A 20,716-nucleotide genomic window follows, 5' to 3' on the forward strand; every position below is an offset into this window, starting at 1 on the left:
TAATGAATGCTTAGCTTTAGTATACGCTATGAATGGCCTGTTGTCTGTTCTTAGCATGAATAAAGGCAAGAACTTTGCATTTATGCAGAGTTCTTGCCTTTGTTATTCCCAGCCTAAGGACGACGGGGAGGTTTATTGCTTTTTGAGAATGCCGGTCTGTTGCCGGGCGGACGTCTTTGATCAAAAGGTCTGCCGCCGTTGTTGTTGTTTGGTCTATTATTGCCGCGGCGTACACGAAGAGGTGCTTCTTCGGTAATTTTAACTGGTGTTGTATCGGGTTCTTTTGTCAGTAGTTTCAATGCAGCCGACAATAATGTTACCGAATCAATATCAGTCAACAATTCTTCAGCCCGTCCGCGGTAGTATTCCAGATTGCCCTCTTCGACAGCCATCAATAGGTTGTCTACAGCCAGGCGTTGCTGACCTTCGATTACTTCCGTTACGGAAGGTACTGACATGCGAAGAATCTTACGGTTAGTTAGACGCTCAATGCTCCGCAGATGCTCGATTTCGCGCGGGATAACAAAAGTTGTCGCTAATCCGCTCTGACCGGCCCGGCCGGTACGGCCTACCCGGTGGACATAGCTTTCTGGATCTTGCGGCATGTCATAATTATATACGTGCGTAACGCCGCTGACATCAAGACCGCGGGCAGCTACGTCGGTAGCAACGAGGATATCAATTGTATTTTCGCGGAACTGACGGATTACAGCATCGCGCTTGGCCTGAGACAAGTCGCCATGAATGCCTTCTGTCGAGTAACCACGTTTTTTCAATGCTTCCGATACTTCATCAACGCGGCGCTTGGTTCTGCCGAAGACAATAGCCAGTTCAGGCGATTGGATATCAAGCAAACGACACAGCACGTCAAATTTTTGACGGTCTTGAAGTTCAATGTAATGCTGTTCAATGAGCGAAACAGTGACTTCTTTTGACTTAACACTAATGAAGGATGGGTCCTTCAAGAAGCGTTGAGCAAGATTCTGGATAGGTTTGGGCATAGTAGCCGAAAACAGTAAAGTCTGGCGGCTATCGGGAGTCGTGCTGAGAATTTTCTCGATATCTTCAATAAAGCCCATGTTGAGCATTTCGTCGGCTTCATCTAACACGACCATTTTAATGCTGGCCAGACGGATGGTACGGCGATCCATATGATCCATCAGGCGTCCAGGGGTGGCTACAATAATTTGCGGATTCTTGCGCAATCCCTTAATTTGACGCTGAATATCCTGGCCGCCATAAATAGGGAGAGCCTGGATGTTTGTGTATTGAGCAATTTTATTTAGCTCTTCCGCTACTTGAATTGCAAGTTCGCGGGTAGGCGTCAATACAATTCCTTGGGGACCATCGGCGGAAACGCGCACTTTATTCAGCAGCGGAATACCAAATGCTGCTGTTTTGCCTGTTCCGGTTTGAGCTTGTCCTACTAAATCTTTCCCAGCCAATGCCGATGGGATAGCTTGCTCTTGAATTGGCGTAGGTTCTTCAAAACCCATATCGTTAAGCGACCGTAAAATGGCGTCACCAATTCCTAATGCTTTAAATTTTTCCAAATGATTCTGTCCTCCTTGTATAACAACTCTTCTATAGTATCACCTTATATGAAAATTTAATATATCTTTCTTGGTATTTTTTTCATAAATAATTAAAAACTTGACTAATTTATTAAAAAAAAATATAATATATAAAGATTATACACCATTTAAGCTTTAACAGCCTATCATTAGTGAGAGTAAATACTGCCCCATATTATCTCTTAGTTCTAATGCGTTATTGGTAGTAGTAGTCGAAGGTAATTGCGGCTGATGACATTTTATAATGTTATGATTACCAATTTTAGAATACGGAGGATTTATACATGGAGCAGCAGATCAAAAAACTGCTAAAACGGTTAGCCTTTTTAGGCTATGGCTCTTTTGAGATTAAGAGTATTTTTCGGTACGCAGCAGGTAGCGAGTGCTTGGATGAGATGAGTCATTCTCAACTCAGTGAAGTAAAAGCTTATCTGGAAAAGTACGAACAGCTCGGCTCAAATTTTGTAGCCGGATATAGCAAGTAACACTCAAGACCTGTGCATTTGCACAGGTCTTTTTTAATTTCGCTTGGTGAAGGGGATTTTAGGTTGACGGTGGTGTGCTTTTCCTTGCTGTATAAGAATCGAAGGCATGGCGGAATTGGATTTTCCCCCATGAGCGCAGGTCCGGATCGCCGCTTTTCATGATGTCTCGGAGTGTTTTTACCATTTCTTCCAATTCAGGATCATCTGCAGTGGGCTGATTTTGCTGCTTAACCGGAGTGTGGTACTCAGCGTTATTTTCAGAAACTACTTTGGGCTGAATCACCGCGACGCCGGTAGGTGTGTTTAATTCGTCACTCAATAGTAACCAATCGAGAGAAACGCCATAGCCTGCAGCAATATTTGCCAGGTATTTTAGACTCGGTTTACCGCCAAGTTCTGTCTTTTTTACATAAGAAGCTGAAACACCAAGGCTGTTGGCAAAAGCCTCCTGTGTCAAGCGGCCTCTGACAAGCTTCAAACGTTTTCCAGTTTGTTTGTAATCTAATGCCATAACAAATGCTCCTCGCGTTACTTAATGGTAACTGAAAAAGAATAGAGAATAAAAAAGACTTGACTGGTTACCTATGAATAACTATAATGATAGTATAAAGAGTAAAATGGTTACCGAGATGCATGATTCTCTTGCGCTTTTAGTTAGAGAAGTATTGTTGTGTGTTAAATGCAAAACTTAACTGTTATATCTTCAACAGTTTTGTGTTTTTTCCTTTTTATTGATATATCCGGAAAGGGCTAGGGAATTTGCTGTGAGAATTGTAATTGATCCGGGAATCTGGAATGATACCTGGAAGACGCAAGACATATTACTTTCTATTGCAAACAATCTGTACGATAAGCTGCACAGCCGGGGGCATGAGGTACTGATGACCCGCAGCAAAGCTTCTGAGGGGGCTGATGCTGGTGTCAGTCAGGGAGATCTGTTTATTGGTTTGTATGCTACACCTGACCAGAACGACTCCACCTGTAAAACCAGTTTTTTTTGCCGTCTGGCCAGTAATTCCAGAGGCGAAGCGGTAAGGCAGGATATTTGTAAACGTATGGCCGAACTGCCGGGTATTGCCCGGATAAATATTTGTCCCTTAAGGGTTGCAGAGCTTAAAGCTGTTCCTGCTGCCGTCGTTATGATACAATTTTGTTTTCCCTTCGGAAGTTACTCCTTTACTCCTGCTGTTCTTGCGGAAACGATAGGAACCTGCATAGCTGACAACTTATAGTGAAAACATAGAACAAGGCCGGCATGTTTTATGCAGGCCTTGTTCTATTTATCTTAAGTTCAACAGGATTTTTACGCTCTTGTGTATAACAATAAAGAGTAGAATAGATGTTATTTAGCACGAAACGGGGTATTTCTATTATGCAAAGTGATAAGAGAATGTACTTCTCAATGAAGGCGCTGCTCTTTTTTCAGAATAAGCTGCTCATATTGCAAAAACAAGATCGTCATGGTGCAAAGCCATGGGAACTGCCAGGCGGCGGAGTTGAATTTGGTGAAGACCCACAGACGGCATTGGAACGTGAAATACAAGAAGAGACAGGTTTAACGATGGAATTTATCTGTCCTCTGCAAACCTGGCGTTATCAGAAAACAGCGAATGAATATCTCACCGGACTCATATGCTTGTGCGAGACCCAGGATGATGCTGTACGATTATCGCACGAGCATATTGATTATCGCTGGGTTGAGGTTCATGAGCTTAGCAACTATGCACTTCATCCCTCTCTTACTGAAGGGTTGCGTAAAATTAATGCGGAGAAACTTTTTAGGGCTTCCAAAAAAATGGCTGAATTCTGCAGCCAACGCGCAGTGCCTTGATCATATTAGCATTATTTGACGGGTACTGTGCTAGGTTGGCGAGCGTACTTTGGCCTGTTATTGAGGTGAACTATGAAAAAAATGAAACAGTGGATTACAATGCTGTTGCTTGTCGTATATAGTATAGCAGGTACCGCTGTTGTCCGGGCTATGCCGGCAGAGGACCTCAATAAAGCCTATACTATTTATCTTGCGGCCAGTGCTTGTGTGGCAGCATACAGCGACAGGCCGGGGGATTTAGCAAGGCAGTATCTCAAACAGCAAGGCTGGCAAATTCAGCCTTATGAGCAAAACAGTGAGAATGCGGATGCCCGTTTTCTTGTCATTAAAAATATTGATGCAAACCATTTAGAGGAATCGTATGTCATTGCTTTTACGGGTACCGAGACGGTAAAGGATGTAAAAACGGATGTACGGGCGGGCCGGGTTTATTTTGCCGGTCAGACCATTGAGCAATTTGCAGATCATGCAGCTAAAAAGAAGATACCCGCTTCGGAACCCAAGATTCACCGGGGATTTCATGAATATGTTCAGGCAGCCTTAACTGCTAAATCGTTAACGGATGGCACGGGTCAGCCGCAGCTGTTAAGCGAGTGGCTGTTAGCCGATTCGAGCCGTAAAGTATATTTGACCGGACATAGTCTGGGCGGTGCAGCAGCAACGGTATCTGCTGCCAGATTAATCAGTATGGGTGTTAAGCCCGGACAGATTGAGGTTATTACTTTTGGAGCACCCGCTGTTGGCAATGATGCTTTTAACCGTCAGTTTGACCCTGTAATGGATTTGACGCGAGTCGTAATTTCCGGTGATGTAGTAACAGGGATTTTGCAGTCATTTGCCGGGGGATATGCCCAATTTGGCCGCGAAATACGCTGGGTATCACCAGACTGGGCGAATAAGGGACCCCATGGCGTGACGGAATATCTGGATCTTGCAATGAAGAACTACTATGATAAACGCCATCAGGCACAAGGTGATTCAGTAGCGCTGCTCCAACGGGGAACACCGTCCTTTCTTCCTAAGGCCTATATCGCTCCCGTGAAGTATTCGTTACCTGAAAAATTTGGAAAAGAAAAATGGTATATGCAGCAAGCTCTGCTAGATGAATATGAGCGGATACTGCCCGGCTGTCAGCCGGCAGTTCAGCCGACGGAATCGCAATTGCTGGAGCAGGCTGCGGCATCGGGAGCCAGGTGGCTGATTCTCCCTGAAGTTACCGCCTATCAACTGCCAAATGCAAAAGCAATGTACTATCTGACGTTAAGTGAAAAAATAGTAGACATGACTACAGGTGATGTAGCGCGGCTGGCTGCTTTCTCGGCAAATACAAATAATCTGACACCGTTAGAAGCGTTGCTGCACAGTGCCCGTAGTATGAGTGATGACCGGGAAGCGTGGTTTCTTAAACAGCAGGAGAGTGGGAATCAGCAGTGAATATACAGTTGATCGGGACAAAAAAATGCCAGGATACCCGCAAGGCAGAACGGTATTTTAAAGAGCGGAAGATTCCTTATCATTTTATGGACTTAACCATACGGGGGTTAAGTAAAGGGGAACTTGAAAAAATTAAAAATGCAGTGGGCCTGGAAAATATGGTAGATAAAACCAGTAAGGAATATGGCAAGAGAAACTTAAAATATCTTGTTCATAATGTAGAAGAGCAGCTGCTTGCCTATCCCTTATTGTTAAAAACACCGATTGTTCGCAATGGCACCAAGGCTACTATAGGATATTGCCCTGCCGTATGGCAGGAGTGGCAATGAAGGAGTGATTCTCTATGAACGGAACAGAACGTAAGAATATAAAGCCTGGCACCAGGGTGAAAATTGTCCAGAAAGAACATCAACGTACCGGTCAGTTGACGGAAGGCATTGTAAAAGATCTGCTTACAAGCAGTGCCGTCCATCACCGGGGAATTAAAGTCAGACTGGATAATGGAATTGTCGGGCGGGTACAGGAGATTATGAATTAGTGTCTAAAAGTACCTGTAAATCACTGGAAAACCGACCTCTGCTCACGGCTGAGACCGGACCGGTCATAAACACATGACCATCTTGCCTGATGGCTACATGAATCACTCCGCCTGGCATCAGCACGTTCACTTCGTGATCGACCAAACCCAGTTTATACGCAGTACTGGCAGCAGCGCAGCTGCTACTGCCTGACGCGAGTGTATAGCCTGCACCTCTTTCCCAGATTTCGATCTGAATAGTGCGGCGGTCAATTACTTTTAAAAACTGAACATTTGTCCGGTTGGGAAAGCGGCTGTGGTTTTCAAGGACCGGTCCCAGCTCCAAAACAGCGTCAGTCGATAGGTTGTCGCAAAGGATCACGCAATGCGGATTGCCGATGGATAAACTGGTGATTTGCAGTGCTTTGTTATGAATCAAAATTTGCTCGTTTATAGCGGTAAAGGCTGCCGTACCCATATCTACTTTAATCTGATGGCCTGTTTTATCCAGAAGCTCGACCTGCACGGTGCCTCCTACGGTCTTTAAGGAAAACTCTTTTTCGGTGACATAGTGTTGATCAACCAGATAGCGGGCGAACATGCGGATGCCATTGCCGCTTTTTTCAGCTTCGCTGCCGTCAGGATTGAAAATACGCAGGCTCATGCGCTGACTCATGGAACTGTCATTAAAAAAAGGTCCGTATAAAATACCATCCGAGCCAATGCCGAAATTCCGGTGACAAAGGAGCCGGATGTTTTTTTCTGTTAAGGTGATTGTGCTTTTATTAGGATCAATGACAATATAATCGTTGCCTAAGGCGTGGTACTTATCGTAATCTGCATACATGGATATAAGCCTCCCTCTTTAAAGAATACATTCAGTATGCGCTTAATTCAGCAGCTTTGCATTGCGTAATCTGCACAAAAGGTTGCAAAAGATGCTAAACAGGGAATGATGGATATGGATCAAGAAATAGGTCTTGAGATTGAAAAAAGAGGCTATTTAGGCGGAGGTTTTCGGTTTTTTAACCTGCAGGATACACAGACAATGAAATTCGAGCCTCATTACCATGAATTCTGCAAAATAGTGTTGTTTATTTCCGGAAATGTTACTTACTTTATCGAAGGTATAGGTTATACATTGAAACCGGGCGACATACTGCTCCTTAATCAATATGCCATTCATAAAACAGTTATTGACGGGACTGTGCCGTATAAGCGGAAGATTATTTGGTTTCAACCGGAATCCTTGCATAAATTCAATGAAGAAAACTGCAACTTGCTGCAATGCTTTTCATTAGCTTCTCAGCATAAATGCAACCTCCTGCGGCTTTCTTTTTCTATGCAGCAAAGAATGCAAGGCTTGTTTGAGCAGATGAATGAAAGCTGTGAAAAACAGGGATTTGGCAGTGAGGTGCTGCGTACCTCGCTGTTATTGCAGATGCTTGTTTACCTTAATCGGGCTGCCGAGCAAATTCCGGACGAACTGGCCTATGTTGATAGGGAATATGATGAGACAATTGATCAGGTAATTGCCTATATTGATGCTAATCTTACGGATGAATTAACGATTGATAAATTGGCATTCCGGTTTTTCTTAAGCAAATATTACCTCATGCGGAAGTTTAAGTATTATACAGGCTACAGTATCCACCGGTATGTATTACATAAAAGACTGCTTGCTGCAAATCAACTGTTGAAAAAAGGAAAGCCGGTTATGAATGCCTGCCTGGAAAGTGGTTTTCATGATTATGCCAATTTTACCCGTGCCTTTAAGAAAATGTATGGCTGTTCACCTAAACAGTGCCATACATAAAAAGGCGTTTGAATAGATTCGAGAGATGTACTGAATAAGACCATAAAACAATACGAAAAGTGGTATAAATAGCAATTAAAAAGCTAATTTTATACCACTTTTTCAGTATATTATTAAATTTACGGACTGAAGATAATTTGCAAGATAAATATTTGTGCTGTTTGACAGCCAGACAATCCAATCTGTTATATAATTTTTTCCTATATTAACAAGAGTTTTTGCCTATTATTTTTATAGACTAACTTTTGCTATAATGATACACAAGTAGTAAGCACCATCAAATAAAACGTTTTAAAGTATTGCTTACTAAACGGTGGAGGAATATATGGTCTTTTTGCATGCGGTTGAAGGTTTGTTGAGTATCATTATTATGGTTACCTTAGGGTATTTGTTGAATGCGAAAGGATGGTTTGAACTAGAACCTTCTAAATTAATTCCTAAGCTGGTTAATTATATTGCTCTGCCAACGTATATGATTTGGAACCTATTAAGCACTTTTGACAAAGCGAATTTCATGCAGCTTATTTCCGGTATTGTTGTTCCCATTATGGCTATGCTGACAAGTTTTGCAATTAGTTATATAGTATCACACCTGTTGGGCTTACCTAATGACAGAAAAGGTATTTTCCGCTCTGCATTCTTTTGTTCGAGCTCCGTGTTTGTGGGCGTACCGGTGAATTTAGCACTATTCGGAGGAGAAAGCTTGCCCTATGTACTTGTTTATTTTCTCTCAAATGCTTTTCTCTTTTGGACCTTAGGCAACTATTCCATCAGTTTGGCAGGAAAGGTGGCGCCGGCTAAACTGATAAGCATGGAAACACTAAAACGAGTATGTTCACCTCCATTTATCGGTTTTGCGTTAGCAGTACTGTTCATTTTTTGCGAAATTCAGCTGCCTGCATTCATCATGAACACCTGTAAATACTTAGGAGCCATGACTACCCCCTTATCGATGCTTTTTATCGGTATTGCCATGTACGGTGTCAATTTCAAGAAAATAAAAATAAGCAAAGATATAATATTATTATTGGTAGGCCGTTTTATTATCTCACCACTTGCAGTGCTCTTAGTGGCTTCTTTTATTCCTATTCCTGAGTTAATGAAGAAAGTCTTTGTCATTCAAGCAGCGTTGCCTGCTATGACCCATACTACGGTACTTGCTAAGGTCTATGAAGCCGATACGGAATATGCTGCAATCCTGGTAAGTATCACTACGATTTTTGCGGTACTTGCTATTCCGGTCTACAAAGCAATCATCTAAAGAACAAATAAAACAGGAAAGACTCCAAAGTTTGGAGCTTTCTTTTTTTTGCATAAAAAGTCCTCGGAAATAAGAAAAAATTATCGATCTTAATAAGAATTAAATATTTTATTTATTTCAAGAAATATATTACACTAAATTCAGAATTTAAAAATTATTAAATTTAGGCATTTCACTTGAAATGAGGAGGATAAAATGGCAAAAACTTTATTCGAAAAAATAATCAGCTCGCATTTGGTGACAGGAATGCCTAAGGCAGGAAATGAGATCGGCATACGCATTGACCAGACACTTACGCAGGATGCACTGGGTACGATGGCTTATCTGCAGTTTGAGGCAATGGGCGTACCTGTAGTCAAAACGGAATCTGTATCCTATGTCGACCATAATACCTTACAAGACGGTTTTGAAAATGCAGATGATCACCGTTATTTACAGACTGTGGCGGATAAGCATGGTATTAAGTATTCTAAGGCCGGCAACGGCATTTGCCATCAAGTTCACTTGGAACGTTTTGCCCGTCCAGGTCTTACCTTAATCGGTTCCGACAGTCATACTCCCACTTCCGGTGCGGTCGGCATGATCGCTATGGGAGTAGGCGGGATGGACGTAGCGGTGGCTATGGCCGGTGGCCCTTTTTACCTTACCTACCCCAAGGTGATTTGTGTAAATCTTACAGGCAAACTGCAGCAGTGGTGTTCAGCCAAGGATGTAATCCTGAAGATGCTCCAAATTCTGACGACAAAAGGCAACGTGGGTACCGTCATTGAATATGGCGGGCCGGGAGCGGCAGCCCTTACCGTCCCCGAACGTTCTACCATAACGAATATGGGCGCAGAGCTCGGCGTTACCACCTCTTTGTTCCCCAGCGATGAAATGACAAAAGTCTTTTTCAAAGCGCAGGGAAGGGAGAAAGACTGGCAGCCCTTAGGCCCTGATGAAGATGCCGTATATGACAGGGTAATTGAAATTGATCTGGATTCATTGGTTCCCCATATCGCCTGTCCCCATTCTCCGGATAATGTGAAAACGGTTAATGAGGTAGCAGGTCTGAAGGTGGATCAGGTATTGGTCGGCAGCTGTACCAATTCCTCCTATCGGGACATCATGATGGTAGCTGCCATGGTAAAAGGAAAAAAGGTACATCCTCATGTAAGCTTTGGTGTGGCACCAGGCAGCAAACAAGTGCTGGCAATGATCGCTAAAAATGGGGCCTTGCACGAGTTAGTAGCCGCCGGTGCGCGTATTCTCGAAACCACCTGCGGTTTTTGCGTAGGCTGTGGGCAGGCACCACAAACAAAAGGCGTATCCTTACGTACCAATAACCGCAACTTTGAAGGCAGAAGCGGGACAAAAGACGGTCAGGTTTATCTGGTAAGTCCTGAAACTGCCGTAGCGGCTGCGCTAACCGGAGTAGTAACCGATCCCCGCGATTTGGGACTAACCTATCCGGACATCGTTTTGCCGGAGTTATATGAAATTGATGATACTCTCATTGTGGAACCTTCTAAGGATCAGGCGGTTGAAGTTTACCGTGGTCCTAATATCGGTGAACCTCCTAAAAATACGGCAATGCCGGAAAACTTGAGCGCCAAGGTTGGGATCAAAGTGGGGGATAAAATCACTACCGACCACATTATGCCTGCCGGTCCGTTCTTGAAGTACCGTTCCAATGTTCCTAAATATGCAAATTACGTATTTTATCATATGAACCCCGAATTTGCCGCCAAATGCCAGGCAAACAGGGAACAAGGCAAAGCCAGCATCATTGTGGCAGGACTTAGTTATGGGCAGGGGTCTTCCCGCGAGCACGCGGCACTGTGTCCGATGTATCTGGGAGTACGGGTGCTGCTAGCGAAAAGCGTAGAGCGCATTCACGGCGCCAATCTGGTCAACTTTGGTATTCTGCAGCTTACCTTTGCAGATGAGGCGGATTATGAGCGCATTGAGGACGGCGATGAATTGGCGATTGATCATGTGCATCAGGCCGTTGAGCAAGAGATTATCGTGATGAAGAATGTTAGCAAAGGATATGAATTTAAGACAAGATGCAGCTTGACACCCCGGCAGAAGGAAATCGTGTTAAGCGGCGGCTTGCTAAATTATGTTGCTAAAAATACGAAATAGGAGGAAGCGTGAGTGGGAGAGTATGTAAAAGTCCCGGCAGTCCTCATGCGGGGCGGCACCAGCAAAGGTGCCTACCTCATGATGAGCGATTTGCCGGAAGATCCCGTACTGCGGGATCAGGTGATTCTGAGTATCTATGGCAGTCCTGATGCAAGGCAGATTAGCGGTATAGGCGGGGCAGACCCGTTGACAAGCAAAGTAGCGCTGATTGCGCCTTCTACCAGGGACGGTGTGGACGTCGATTATACGTTCGGGTATGTAGGAATTAAAGATGCTGTGGTGGATTATGAAGGCAATTGCGGCAATATGTCTTCGGCAGTAGGTCCTTTTGCCATCGCCAAGGGTTTAGTACCGGCCCAAGAGCCTATCACGCGGGTAAGGATTTATAACACCAATACCAACAAAGTAATAGAGGCCTCAGTTCCGGTAAAGGATGGGGAAGTGGTCGTTGATGGGGATTATGCCATAGCCGGCGTACCGGGTACTGGCGCCAAAATATCACTGAACTTTCTGAACTCAGCCGGTTCTAAAACCGGTAAGCTGTTACCTACAGGCAATGTTGTTGACGAGATTACCTTGAGAAGCGGCAAAAAGGTGAGGGTAAGTTTGGTCGATGCCGCAAACCCCGCGGTATTTATCAAAGCGGAGGATATTGGTTTAACAGGAAAGGAAATTCCTGTCGATACGGAAACAAATCCTACGATCCTTGAGATGATGGAAGACATCCGGACAACCGCAGCAGTTATGATGGGACTTGCCAAGAGTAAAGAAACAGCAAGCTCGGCAGTGCCTAAAGTCGCTTTCGTGGCGGCTCCGGCAGACTATCTTACTACTAACGGCGAAACGGTTAAGGCCGAAGAAACTGATTTATTGGCCAGAACCAAAGCGTTGGCGGTCATGCACAAGACCTACGCGGTTACCGGCGGGATATGCCTGGCAGCGGCAGCCTGCATTGATGGTACTGTGGTTAATGAAGTAGTGAGTCCGCAAGCGAAAGAATCCGGGGAAATCCGTATCGGTCATCCTTCCGGCATATTGGAGGTATTCGTCAACTTAAAGAAACTTCTTAATGGTGAGTGGGATTTGCAGCAGGCCGGGGTTTGCCGGACGGCAAAGCCGATCATGGAAGGATTGGTTTACGTACCTGGTAAGCTATTGAAAAAATAGTTGGTTGCAGATACTAATTAGAAAAAACACTGTTACTCTAATAAATTGAATCTTATAATTTAATTGGAGGAAGAAGATGAACACAGAAGTACAAGTAAAAGCGAATTCAGACTCTAAAGTCAAAATGGTTAAGGGGCTTGTTTGTTTATTGATACCTTGTTTTGTTTTGTTGTGTCCTGTCCCTAGTGGTTTGAATCCGTTAGCCTGGAAGATACTTGCAGTTTATTTGGGAGCAGTGTTTGGCATTATTTTAAGACCAGTACCTGAAGCCGTTGTATTGATTACAGCCATGGGGGCAGTATCAGTATTTTTTGGTCAGACAAAAATTGCATTGGAAGCTTTTGGCGAAACCACACCGTGGCTGGTACTGACCGCTTTTATTATCGGACAATGTTTTGTGGAAACCGGGCTGGGAAGCCGCATTGCCTACTTCTTGATTGACAAGCTGGGACATTCTACGCTGCGGCTAGGTTATATTTCTACGGTAACCGATCTGATTTTGTCTCCTGCAATTCCTTCGAATACTGCGAGAACAGGCGGCTTGGTATTCCCAATTTTTCAAAGCCTGTCGGTTACGTTAGGTTCAAAGCCAGATCAAAATCCGCGCGGGATTGGTGCGTTCCTAATGACTCTCATGTATCAGAATAGCTTAATAACCGGGACTATGTTTATTACCGCAGGCGCAATTATGCCCATGATGATTAAGCTGACCAATGACATTATGCATGCGGATATTTCCTGGATGGGCTGGGCTACTGCCATGATAGTTCCTGGCGGATTATGCTTACTGATCGTACCATATATGGTGTATCGATTATATCCGCCTGACATTAAACATGTAGACAATAAAAAGATTGCCAAAGAAGGCTACGAAAAAATTGGACCTATGAGCCGTCGTGAAAAGATTTTGGCAGGCTTGTTTGTAATGGCTATTATCGGTTGGGCAACAGGCTCCATAACTAAAATTGACTCGACTGCAGTTGCGCTTGCTCTGCTTGCTATGTGCATACTGACAGGGGTTATTTCCTGGAACAAGGTGTTAGAATGCAAACCGGCGTGGAGTACTTTTGTTTGGTACGCAGGCATTATTTCTTTGGCAAATGGGTTAAATAAAACGAAATTTTTTGTGTGGCTTGGTAAATTGTTTGAACAAAATCTAAACTTTACAGGCATAGATCCCATCCTTGTACTTGCAGCACTCGTTATTATTACTGTTCTTCCCCGTTACTTGTTTGCTTCAACCATTGCGTTTGTGGTCACCTTTATCCCGGTAATCTTCGTCCTGGGCGCAGCCGCTAAGCTTCCGCCCATTCCTCTGTTGCTGCTGTGTGCTGCTTCGGCGCAGATTGCCAGCTTAATGACACATTACGGGAATGCCGTAGGAACTGTTCTGTATGGTGCGGGCTATGTACCACAGGGAACCTGGTGGAAAATAGGCCATATTGTTACTTTAGTAGGCTTGACAATTTATTTTGTGGTTGGACTTACCTGGTGGAAGATATTAGGACTTTGGTAATAGTTTAACCAGTGATAACAGGCCTGCCGGTAATATCCGGCAGGCCTGTTATTTGCCTGACCGGCGATCGGGGCCTACAGGCAAAGACAAGATCAATAAAAGTATTTCTCCGTTATTTAATAAAAAGTAGCCGCGCAAAAGTGAACGCGGCTGCTTAGTAACGTTGTATAATCATTAGTTAAAGTATTGCTGCTATTGCTACTTTGGTCAGAAATAGCTTATTTGTATATCAGCAAAACAGTAGCGATTATACAGGCGATGATCACTCTTGGCAGATTCCATTTGGTAAAATCCATGGTATTTACCGCAGTTCATCTCTAAGCTTGGAAAACACGTGGAAATGGAGTTCTTCATCAAGGATGATTCTCTCCAGAACTGCACGAATGCAGGGATCGGCGATTTGGCGCAGACGATTGCGGTAGCTGCGAATTGCGTCGGCTTCATGCTGGATATTGCAGGTTAGCTTATCATAGATATTTCCACCATAGTAAACAAATTTTGAACTCCAAAAGCGCATGCCGCCGTAGTCAGGGAAATGTACAACCGGTGCTTTGCCTAATAATTCAATTGTTTTTCCCAGCATTTCAAAATGGTGCATTTCAATTATGGCTATGTGCCGGGCAGCGTCGGCAATCGCAGGATAGGTGTGCTGCAGTGAAATATAGTGGTAAATATACTGATTAATAGCCGTTAATTCACCGGCCATGCCAGCGTAGTCCTGCAGCAGCAGGGCGGCGTAGTGGAGGTTTTCTCCGCTAACCTGCACTTCAGGATAAGGCTCGGATAACGCATATAACTGTTTGGAATGAGAATGGTCGCTACTCTCGTCTTTCATAACAGGCCACTCCTCCTTTTAGGCATAAAAAATAGTACCTGAGACTAATACTATGTTAGCCCCAGGTAATAAATTCGTCTACATTCCCACAGAATCATGATTCTGTAATTTTGTGCAATACAAATGCTAACTTTCGAGGATACTAATGCAAAGGAGGGGTGCAATATGAAAAGCAAACTTTACCGCCACACCAAGCGACGCTACAAAAAACTAGCCGCAGCATTAGCAAGTGCAGCTGTACTGGCAACTGCTGTTATACCCGGTCTAGCCGGACATATCCAGGCAGCGGCAGATCCTAATCCAACCGGTGATTCTGCTACGCCTCATGTGGCTCATCTGGATTCAACACCACAGCTATCGCCGATTGCTGCAGCGAATTCTTCGCCAGAGGCAAATGCGAAGCAAGTACTTGATATTAAAGCGACAGCCTATGCTCCCGGACCCCATGATAATGATCAGTGGGGCAATAAGACGTTCCTGGGTACACAGGTTCGCCCAGGCATTATTGCAGTAGATCCCAATGTTATTCCTCTTGGATCAAATGTAATGATTAAATATCCTGACGGCACCAAGGAATACGCCGTTGCAGAAGATACGGGCGGGGCAATTAAAGGCAATCGAATCGATGTGGCTAAGTGGTCCGTGAAGGAAGCGGAGAAGTTCGGTATAAAAAGAGTGAAAGTATATGTATTAAAAGATAATCCCCAGGAAGCGGCAGCTCCGAAGTTTCAAGCATAAGCATCAACAATCGGCCAGCAATGCTGGGCACAAAGCTGCATAATAATAATGCCGCTCCTTTTCGTAAGTCAGCATGATATGATAATGCTGGCAGTAGGATAAGTCCCGGTCAAAAGAAGTGCACATTTCACAGTCTTCAATGATATAGCCCTCTTCACGGGCCATTTTAGCAATTCGGAACTGGCCGCCTAGCAAAAACTCCAACCGGTGTATGTTAAAATAATTTGTGTTTTCCAGGTGCGGCTGATAGTTAGTGGTCAGTAACGACCCGATGTCCTTAAGAATAAGATCTACAATGTGATCTGGATCGGACACTTCTTCCAACATGTTGCTTACTACCTTGTTCTGTTCAAGCGTATCCTTATTATCGATTCCCATAAGCATCTCCAGTAAATGAAATGACTAGTATTACTTCTCCCATTCAGTAACATATCCTTCTGAGAGCTGTGCTTCTTTACTTATTTATTAGTATGTCAAGATGCCTTACGCTAGATTGAGGGGCCTTTCGTCTGCAGCTAGCGGAAAAATTCGAGTATAGATGATAAAGTTGTAAAAAGGCTAGCCTGCTTACAACTTTTTTTGTTTTTTAAAAGGAAAATGAATGAATTTACAGAAGTAGCATTGATTAGCTGAACTAATAAAACATATAATGCGTAGTTTGCTGGAATCTTCATTTTGTACTGCAGATTAGGAATTGACAATACTATAATATAAACGCCTTTTTGGCAGTGACTGTATAAAACGGCAGGGGGGAATTTGCGGTGAACCAGTCAATATTCATCTTAAAGGGTAATATTGTGTTTACTCCTAAACCCGATCAGTTTGTCGTATATGACAATAGCTATCTTATTAGCTGCAACGGTATTGTGACACAGATCAGCCAAACTTTACCGGACGAGTATAAGAACTATGAGGTAAGCGATTACGAAAATAAGTTGATTATTCCGGGTTTTGTGGATTTACATACTCATGCCTCGCAATTTAATCAGCGGGGGCTGGGACTGGATCTACAACTGTTGGATTGGTTGAATGAATATACCTTTAAAGAAGAAAGCCGCTTTCATGACCCATCATACGCCATAAGTGTTTATGAAGCTTTTGCCGAGGAAGTGATACGGCAGGGTACTACCAGAGTAGTCATATTTGCTACCATTCACAAAGAGAGCTGCCGAATGTTAATTGAGATTCTTACCCGCAAGGGAATTGGTGCCTATGTCGGCAAGGTTAACATGGATTGTAATTGTCCTGAATCTCTGCAAGAAGATACGGATCAATCGCTAAAGGATACGGAAGAGCTTATCCGTACCTGGGGTGATAACCCGCTGGTAAGGCCTATTATTACTCCCCGCTTTGCGCCAACCAGCAGTAAAAAATTATTAGCAGGACTTGGAAAATTAGCTGAAAAATACAAGCTGCCTGTTCAGTCCCATCTTTCGGAAAACGAGAATGAAATTGCATGGGTGGCCCGGTTGTTTCCAGAACAGCGGGAGTATCACCGGGTTTATGAGCACTATCAGTTATTTGGTCAGACTCCTACCTTGATGGCTCATTGTGTTCATGTTACCGACAAGTGTGTGTCAGGCATCCGCGAGAATGGTGTTATAGCTGTTCATTGCCCCGATTCCAATTTAAATCTGGCAAGTGGAATTATGCCGGTCCGCAAGCTGCTTGATGCTGATGTTCAGGTAGGACTAGGGACGGATATTGGCGCAGGTCACAGCTTGTCTATGGTCCAAGCGCTCGTAAAGGCAATTCAAGTATCTAAGGTGAGTAATGATCCGGCGTGCGGTAAGCCGCTAACACTTGCTGAAGCTTTTTATATGGCAACCAAAGGCGGCGGACAATTTTTTGGTAAAGTAGGCAGCTTTGAACCAGGATTTGCCTGCGATGCCCTTGTTGTTGATCCCTGCATAGCTCCAGGCGCAGCCTTTACTTCCCTTGAGAAATTGCAGCAGTTTGTTTACACCGGCAGCAGTGAAAACATTATCAGCAGGTATTGTAACGGAAAGAAAATTAAAATATCTCAATAGTACTGCTCATCAACGGTAAAAACGGTATAATGAATGAGTGCATAAAAATTTGAATTAAATTGGGTGGTACATACGTATATTTATCTTGATCCGGAACTGTACAACCGTTTTTCCTGTGAAATGTGCGGAACCTGCTGTCGCAATGAATGGCTGGTAACCGTGAGTAAAGATAGTTATTACCGTAATGAACAGTTGTTTAAGAGTACTGGCAGAGCCGACGAGTTTGCGCAGGCTTTTACTCAACTGTCCGGCGGCAGACCAGAAGAGTATGCATATATTGCCAAGCAGGCTTTAGGGGGAGGCTGCTGGTTTTTAGACAGTACGAATTGCTGTCGGCTTCACCGGGAAGCTGGTCACCAGCACCTGGACAGCGTATGCCAAATCTATCCACGATATCCGATAAATACGGCACGGGGCATTGAACTGACGCTTAGCTTCAGCTGCCCTGCTGTATTGAAGTTAGCAGCTCACAGATTTGAGCCACTAATGATTACCCGGTCGGACAAGCCACCGGTGTCAGCGGGACTTGATGCTTATACCGCTCAGGTATTTCCTTCTCAACAGCCCCGATACAGTCCACTCCGTTATTATTTTGAACTGGAGCAGCATTTTATTGATATTCTGCAAAGCCGCAGCCTTACGATTGAAGAGCGGTTGGCTTTTTTACAAACTGTGGTTGAAGAAGTTCTTGATTTAGCTAAATTCGCTGAGTTTGACCGGCAGCTGCAGCAGCTTTTTTGCCGGAATTATCAATTCCTAGATGAAAAAGCAATACAGCAGCAAGCTGAACAGCTAAATGAGCAGGATAAAGCTACTCCCGATATCTTGCTGGAGCATTTTTTGGTTAACCTGGTTTTTAAGAAGATTGGATTCTTATACGGGCTGGAGAACATGGTTCGTTTGCTGCAGTTAGCTTGGCGTTATACTATATCGCGCAGTCAAGCAGCACCTGGGACAGCTGCTGTAATGACTTGTACAGAGGCGGCCATCGTTCACTTAGAACTCCAGTACAGTCACAACCGTAAGGAATTATTAAATATGATACACACGCAGGAGGGGAAGCAATGACTGTTCTGACAATGAAACAATGCCGTCAAATTACCGATTGGGTTACTGATAGTACCGGCAAGGATGGAGGTCAGCCAGTAGCTGTTGCCATTTGCGATGGAGAAGGTTTTTTGCTTTCTCTGGTTAAAATGGATGGTGTGCCTACGAAAAGTGTCCATTTTGCTCAGCACAAAGCCTATACAGCAGCCCGGATGCAGACTGCTACAGATGCTTTTTTAGCTAGGCTGCAGAAAGAGAACCTGGATATTCAATATTTTTGTGATCCCAAATTGGCAGCACTTCCGGGTGGTGCACCTGTATATACACCCGACGGAAGGGTGATCGGCTCTGTCGGGATAAGCGGGCGACCTTCAGAAGAGGATCAAAAGCTGGCCAATGCCGCTGCAGGGTTAATTTGTTTTGAAAATAAATAAAAGTACAGGTTAAGTGATTTGCTTGAAGGAACTGACTACAAAGCAGAGAATCTAGAAGCAGCGCAAAAAGAAGGAGCTGAAGCAATGGATATCTTTGAAAATGTGGCGGTCGTTAAAAAGGCAAATGTGTATTTTGATGGTAAGGTTACCAGTCGCACAGTAGTTTTTGCTGATGGCAGCAAAAAGACGCTGGGAATCATGCTGCCGGGTGATTATGAGTTTGGTACTGATGCCGCGGAAGTCATGGAGATTCTGGACGGTGTTCTGGATGTACTGCTGCCGGGAGAAACTGCATGGCAAACCATTCAAGGAGGACAGTCCTTTGCGGTTCCTGCCAAATCCCGCTTTGCCCTAAAGGTGCGGAAAGTAGCGGATTATTGCTGCAGCTACGAAGCCTAGAGAAGAAAACACAGAGCTTAGGCCTTTGTCTTACATAAGACTTGGCCCAAGCTCTGTATTTTTTATTATCAGAAAATATTAGTTTCAAGAGGCGTGGAAGCGAAGAGAATGAAGAACTCATGGGTCTGTACTAAAAGTACCAAAAAGTCAAGACCTGTACAAAAATGGCCTTGGAAGCAGGCCTCTCTTGCTAAAATTCCGAAACTCGCTGCGCTCAAACAGTCGGAATTTCTTTACGCAAGAGAGGCCTGCTTCCACCCTGCGGGACGGCAATTTTTATAAGGGTCGTAAGCTACGAAAGCAAGGATCGGAAGAACGGGGGTAGAACCTTGGCTGCAGAATATTGTGTTATTGGAAACGTCCCCGTTCCACATTCGTTCCTCGTTCTTTTTGGCCTTTCTGGAAAAAGACGGTCCGGAGGATGAAAAAAAGTCAGCTTACGTTAAGAAATCAGTTCTGTTTGAGCGTAGCGAGTTTCACGGATTTTAGTAAGGTGGCTTTTTTCCAAGTCTTTTGGAAGACTTGGCCTAGCATTTTTGGTACTTTTGTTGCGATGACAAAAGTACGTCCCGGGCTTTTTCTAGGAGAAGATTAAGTTCAGTCACATAGGACAGTGTAGCAGTTTTTCTTAGGGCTGAAGCATTTCATCCAAGCCCTCTTCCAAGGCTTTGGTGTAAGTGTTTTCATTGGCTGTCTCCGGTGATACGATTGATTTGTTGACTTGCTCCCGTGAAAGAGCATTATCTCCTGCGTTCATGGCATACTCGCTTGCATAGGATTCGATTTTGCTTTTTTTACTCATTTTACACCTCCTACGCTAGTTTGTGACAGACGGTGAAAAACTTGCATCTGTATGTACTGATATATGCTATAATGAGCAAAGCATATCTAATGTCTGGAACGGAGTACGAATGGATGAAAAAAATAGTACGGCGATATATATTTGTGTTGCTTGGTGTAGCTGCTTCTGGACTGTTTTATACTGCCGTCAGCTTATCTCAGTCCAGTATCGAAGAGATGATTGTAGTAGTGCCGCATCCGGTGCTGCGCCAGCAAGCAGTCCCGATTCTTGCGGATGATGAAGAGACGGTACAACTGTTGCAGGAAATGGCTGAATATTTGGAAGATAGCGTTTTGCCTAAGGGGGGGATTTCCCTGCCCCAAGTGGCGGTTGCCAAACGCGGTTTTGTAGCGATGATTGATGATGAAGCTGTGATTATGATGAATCCTTCGCTGGTTTTTACAGGAGAAGAAGTGCCAAGCTTAGAAGGGTGTCTTAGTATTCCCCAGACCTTTGGTTATGTGAATAGAAGCGCAGGGGTTACGATTGAATATCATGATGAGGACTGGATACGTCAAACTCTGCACCTTGAGGATCTGGAAGCTTTCATTGTACAGCATGAAAACGATCATTTGAATGGTATTTTAATTATTGACAAATTATTGGCTGAGGCACCTGAACGGGTCAGAGATATTAATATGCCTTTGGAATAAGAGTTCGGAGG

General features: G+C 44.1%; 23 protein-coding genes. 17 read left to right on the forward strand and 6 right to left on the reverse strand.

Translation table 11 applies throughout. The features are described from left to right. Positions 1–113: 113 nt before the first annotated feature. On the reverse strand, positions 114–1,553 hold the full coding sequence (locus RTR76_RS17990; protein WP_312523433.1) for a DEAD/DEAH box helicase: 1,440 nt from the start codon (positions 1,551–1,553) through the stop codon (positions 114–116). Positions 1,554–1,858: 305 nt separating this feature from the next. On the opposite strand from RTR76_RS17990, the gene RTR76_RS17995 reads away from it, so the two are divergent. Further along, the gene (locus tag RTR76_RS17995; protein WP_312523435.1) at positions 1,859–2,059 is read left to right on the forward strand and encodes a hypothetical protein; all 201 of its coding nucleotides are present in this window, start codon (positions 1,859–1,861) and stop codon (positions 2,057–2,059) included. A 58-nt stretch (positions 2,060–2,117) separates the two neighbouring features. On the opposite strand, the gene RTR76_RS18000 is transcribed toward RTR76_RS17995, so the two are convergent. After that, a complete protein-coding gene (locus RTR76_RS18000; RefSeq protein ID WP_312523437.1) occupies positions 2,118–2,570 on the reverse strand; it encodes a helix-turn-helix domain-containing protein in 453 nt (150 codons plus the stop codon). Positions 2,571–2,823: 253 nt separating this feature from the next. Between RTR76_RS18000 and RTR76_RS18005 the strand changes: the two genes are divergently transcribed. The 5 genes from RTR76_RS18005 (at position 2,824) to RTR76_RS18025 (ending at position 5,862) form a co-directional block, all read left to right on the forward strand. Beyond that, positions 2,824–3,291 carry a hypothetical protein gene (locus RTR76_RS18005; protein WP_312523439.1) on the forward strand — a complete coding sequence of 156 codons (468 nt, stop codon included), beginning with the start codon at positions 2,824–2,826 and terminating at the stop codon, positions 3,289–3,291. 107 nt (positions 3,292–3,398) lie between these two features. Beyond that, positions 3,399–3,890, forward strand: coding sequence for an NUDIX domain-containing protein (locus RTR76_RS18010; RefSeq protein WP_312523440.1), 492 nt, complete (start codon positions 3,399–3,401; stop codon positions 3,888–3,890). A gap of 72 nt (positions 3,891–3,962) precedes the next feature. Continuing rightward, positions 3,963–5,324 carry a lipase family protein gene (locus RTR76_RS18015; RefSeq protein ID WP_312523443.1) on the forward strand — a complete coding sequence of 454 codons (1,362 nt, stop codon included), beginning with the start codon at positions 3,963–3,965 and terminating at the stop codon, positions 5,322–5,324. Further along, the gene (locus RTR76_RS18020) at positions 5,321–5,653 is read left to right on the forward strand and encodes an ArsC/Spx/MgsR family protein (protein WP_312523444.1); all 333 of its coding nucleotides are present in this window, start codon (positions 5,321–5,323) and stop codon (positions 5,651–5,653) included. The genes RTR76_RS18015 and RTR76_RS18020 overlap by 4 nt, the downstream gene beginning before the upstream one ends. 14 nt (positions 5,654–5,667) lie before the next feature. Next, the gene (locus RTR76_RS18025) at positions 5,668–5,862 is read left to right on the forward strand and encodes a YwbE family protein (RefSeq protein ID WP_312523449.1); all 195 of its coding nucleotides are present in this window, start codon (positions 5,668–5,670) and stop codon (positions 5,860–5,862) included. Here RTR76_RS18025 and dapF read toward each other — a convergent pair. After that, positions 5,852–6,688, reverse strand: a complete 837-nt coding sequence (gene dapF / locus RTR76_RS18030; RefSeq protein ID WP_312523451.1) for a diaminopimelate epimerase — start codon at positions 6,686–6,688, stop codon at positions 5,852–5,854. The genes RTR76_RS18025 and dapF overlap by 11 nt on opposite strands. Before the next feature lie 114 nt (positions 6,689–6,802). Between dapF and RTR76_RS18035 the strand changes: the two genes are divergently transcribed. The 5 genes from RTR76_RS18035 (at position 6,803) to RTR76_RS18055 (ending at position 13,728) form a co-directional block, all read left to right on the forward strand. Then, entirely contained in the window at positions 6,803–7,657 is an 855-nt protein-coding gene (locus RTR76_RS18035) for an AraC family transcriptional regulator (protein WP_312523453.1), read from the forward strand. Between the two features lie 325 nt (positions 7,658–7,982). Then, positions 7,983–8,918 carry an AEC family transporter gene (locus RTR76_RS18040; protein ID WP_312523455.1) on the forward strand — a complete coding sequence of 312 codons (936 nt, stop codon included), beginning with the start codon at positions 7,983–7,985 and terminating at the stop codon, positions 8,916–8,918. A 195-nt stretch (positions 8,919–9,113) separates the two neighbouring features. Next, positions 9,114–11,045, forward strand: coding sequence for an aconitate hydratase (locus RTR76_RS18045; protein WP_312523458.1), 1,932 nt, complete (start codon positions 9,114–9,116; stop codon positions 11,043–11,045). 12 nt (positions 11,046–11,057) lie between these two features. After that, positions 11,058–12,212, forward strand: a complete 1,155-nt coding sequence (locus RTR76_RS18050; protein WP_312523460.1) for a PrpF domain-containing protein — start codon at positions 11,058–11,060, stop codon at positions 12,210–12,212. A 76-nt stretch (positions 12,213–12,288) separates the two neighbouring features. After that, positions 12,289–13,728 (forward strand): DASS family sodium-coupled anion symporter, encoded by a 1,440-nt coding sequence (locus RTR76_RS18055; protein WP_312523462.1) that lies wholly within the window; start codon positions 12,289–12,291, stop codon positions 13,726–13,728. 301 nt (positions 13,729–14,029) lie between these two features. On the opposite strand, the gene RTR76_RS18060 is transcribed toward RTR76_RS18055, so the two are convergent. Further along, entirely contained in the window at positions 14,030–14,563 is a 534-nt protein-coding gene (locus tag RTR76_RS18060) for a ferritin-like domain-containing protein (RefSeq protein ID WP_312523464.1), read from the reverse strand. A 165-nt stretch (positions 14,564–14,728) separates the two neighbouring features. On the opposite strand from RTR76_RS18060, the gene RTR76_RS18065 reads away from it, so the two are divergent. Beyond that, the gene (locus RTR76_RS18065) at positions 14,729–15,301 is read left to right on the forward strand and encodes a 3D domain-containing protein (RefSeq protein ID WP_312523466.1); all 573 of its coding nucleotides are present in this window, start codon (positions 14,729–14,731) and stop codon (positions 15,299–15,301) included. Between the two features lie 3 nt (positions 15,302–15,304). Here the strand turns inward: RTR76_RS18065 and RTR76_RS18070 are convergent, their stop codons facing one another. Continuing rightward, entirely contained in the window at positions 15,305–15,679 is a 375-nt protein-coding gene (locus RTR76_RS18070; RefSeq protein WP_312523468.1) for a hypothetical protein, read from the reverse strand. A 383-nt stretch (positions 15,680–16,062) separates the two neighbouring features. Here RTR76_RS18070 and guaD point away from each other — a divergent pair, with 383 nt between their 5' ends. The 4 genes from guaD to RTR76_RS18090 all read left to right on the forward strand — a co-directional run bounded on the left by guaD (position 16,063) and on the right by RTR76_RS18090 (position 19,211). After that, positions 16,063–17,331 carry a guanine deaminase gene (guaD, locus tag RTR76_RS18075; RefSeq protein ID WP_312523469.1) on the forward strand — a complete coding sequence of 423 codons (1,269 nt, stop codon included), beginning with the start codon at positions 16,063–16,065 and terminating at the stop codon, positions 17,329–17,331. 63 nt (positions 17,332–17,394) lie between these two features. After that, on the forward strand, positions 17,395–18,399 hold the full coding sequence (gene fliB, locus RTR76_RS18080) for a flagellin lysine-N-methylase (protein WP_312523471.1): 1,005 nt from the start codon (positions 17,395–17,397) through the stop codon (positions 18,397–18,399). Further along, on the forward strand, positions 18,396–18,812 hold the full coding sequence (locus RTR76_RS18085; protein ID WP_312523472.1) for a heme-binding protein: 417 nt from the start codon (positions 18,396–18,398) through the stop codon (positions 18,810–18,812). The genes fliB and RTR76_RS18085 overlap by 4 nt, the downstream gene beginning before the upstream one ends. A gap of 84 nt (positions 18,813–18,896) precedes the next feature. After that, positions 18,897–19,211, forward strand: a complete 315-nt coding sequence (locus RTR76_RS18090; protein WP_312523474.1) for a pyrimidine/purine nucleoside phosphorylase — start codon at positions 18,897–18,899, stop codon at positions 19,209–19,211. Between the two features lie 628 nt (positions 19,212–19,839). Here the strand turns inward: RTR76_RS18090 and RTR76_RS18095 are convergent. Then, positions 19,840–20,013: a hypothetical protein gene (locus RTR76_RS18095; protein ID WP_312523476.1), complete on the reverse strand. Its 174-nt coding sequence runs from the start codon at positions 20,011–20,013 to the stop codon at positions 19,840–19,842. Positions 20,014–20,126: 113 nt separating this feature from the next. On the opposite strand from RTR76_RS18095, the gene RTR76_RS18100 reads away from it, so the two are divergent. Then, positions 20,127–20,705 (forward strand): peptide deformylase, encoded by a 579-nt coding sequence (locus tag RTR76_RS18100; protein ID WP_312523478.1) that lies wholly within the window; start codon positions 20,127–20,129, stop codon positions 20,703–20,705. The last annotated feature ends 11 nt before the right edge of the window (positions 20,706–20,716 follow it).

This window comes from Anaerospora sp., from assembly GCF_032013335.1.
In the GTDB taxonomy this organism is placed as follows: Bacteria; Bacillota; Negativicutes; order Sporomusales; family DSM-15969; genus Anaerospora.

What these genes read in the sequence shown, in the direction of transcription:
- RTR76_RS17995 (WP_312523435.1), top strand. Translation starts at nt 1,859, where the DNA reads ATGGAGCAGCAGATCAAAAAACTGCTAAAACGGTTAGCCTTTTTAGGC.
- RTR76_RS18000 (WP_312523437.1), bottom strand. Translation starts at nt 2,570, where the DNA reads ATGGCATTAGATTACAAACAAACTGGAAAACGTTTGAAGCTTGTCAGA.
- RTR76_RS18010 (WP_312523440.1), top strand. Translation starts at nt 3,399, where the DNA reads ATGTTATTTAGCACGAAACGGGGTATTTCTATTATGCAAAGTGATAAG.
- RTR76_RS18015 (WP_312523443.1), top strand. Translation starts at nt 3,963, where the DNA reads ATGAAAAAAATGAAACAGTGGATTACAATGCTGTTGCTTGTCGTATAT.
- RTR76_RS18025 (WP_312523449.1), top strand. Translation starts at nt 5,668, where the DNA reads ATGAACGGAACAGAACGTAAGAATATAAAGCCTGGCACCAGGGTGAAA.
- dapF (WP_312523451.1), bottom strand. Translation starts at nt 6,688, where the DNA reads ATGTATGCAGATTACGATAAGTACCACGCCTTAGGCAACGATTATATT.
- RTR76_RS18035 (WP_312523453.1), top strand. Translation starts at nt 6,803, where the DNA reads ATGGATCAAGAAATAGGTCTTGAGATTGAAAAAAGAGGCTATTTAGGC.
- RTR76_RS18040 (WP_312523455.1), top strand. Translation starts at nt 7,983, where the DNA reads ATGGTCTTTTTGCATGCGGTTGAAGGTTTGTTGAGTATCATTATTATG.
- RTR76_RS18045 (WP_312523458.1), top strand. Translation starts at nt 9,114, where the DNA reads ATGGCAAAAACTTTATTCGAAAAAATAATCAGCTCGCATTTGGTGACA.
- RTR76_RS18055 (WP_312523462.1), top strand. Translation starts at nt 12,289, where the DNA reads ATGAACACAGAAGTACAAGTAAAAGCGAATTCAGACTCTAAAGTCAAA.
- RTR76_RS18060 (WP_312523464.1), bottom strand. Translation starts at nt 14,563, where the DNA reads ATGAAAGACGAGAGTAGCGACCATTCTCATTCCAAACAGTTATATGCG.
- RTR76_RS18065 (WP_312523466.1), top strand. Translation starts at nt 14,729, where the DNA reads ATGAAAAGCAAACTTTACCGCCACACCAAGCGACGCTACAAAAAACTA.
- RTR76_RS18070 (WP_312523468.1), bottom strand. Translation starts at nt 15,679, where the DNA reads ATGGGAATCGATAATAAGGATACGCTTGAACAGAACAAGGTAGTAAGC.
- RTR76_RS18085 (WP_312523472.1), top strand. Translation starts at nt 18,396, where the DNA reads ATGACTGTTCTGACAATGAAACAATGCCGTCAAATTACCGATTGGGTT.
- RTR76_RS18090 (WP_312523474.1), top strand. Translation starts at nt 18,897, where the DNA reads ATGGATATCTTTGAAAATGTGGCGGTCGTTAAAAAGGCAAATGTGTAT.
- RTR76_RS18095 (WP_312523476.1), bottom strand. Translation starts at nt 20,013, where the DNA reads ATGAGTAAAAAAAGCAAAATCGAATCCTATGCAAGCGAGTATGCCATG.
- RTR76_RS18100 (WP_312523478.1), top strand. Translation starts at nt 20,127, where the DNA reads ATGAAAAAAATAGTACGGCGATATATATTTGTGTTGCTTGGTGTAGCT.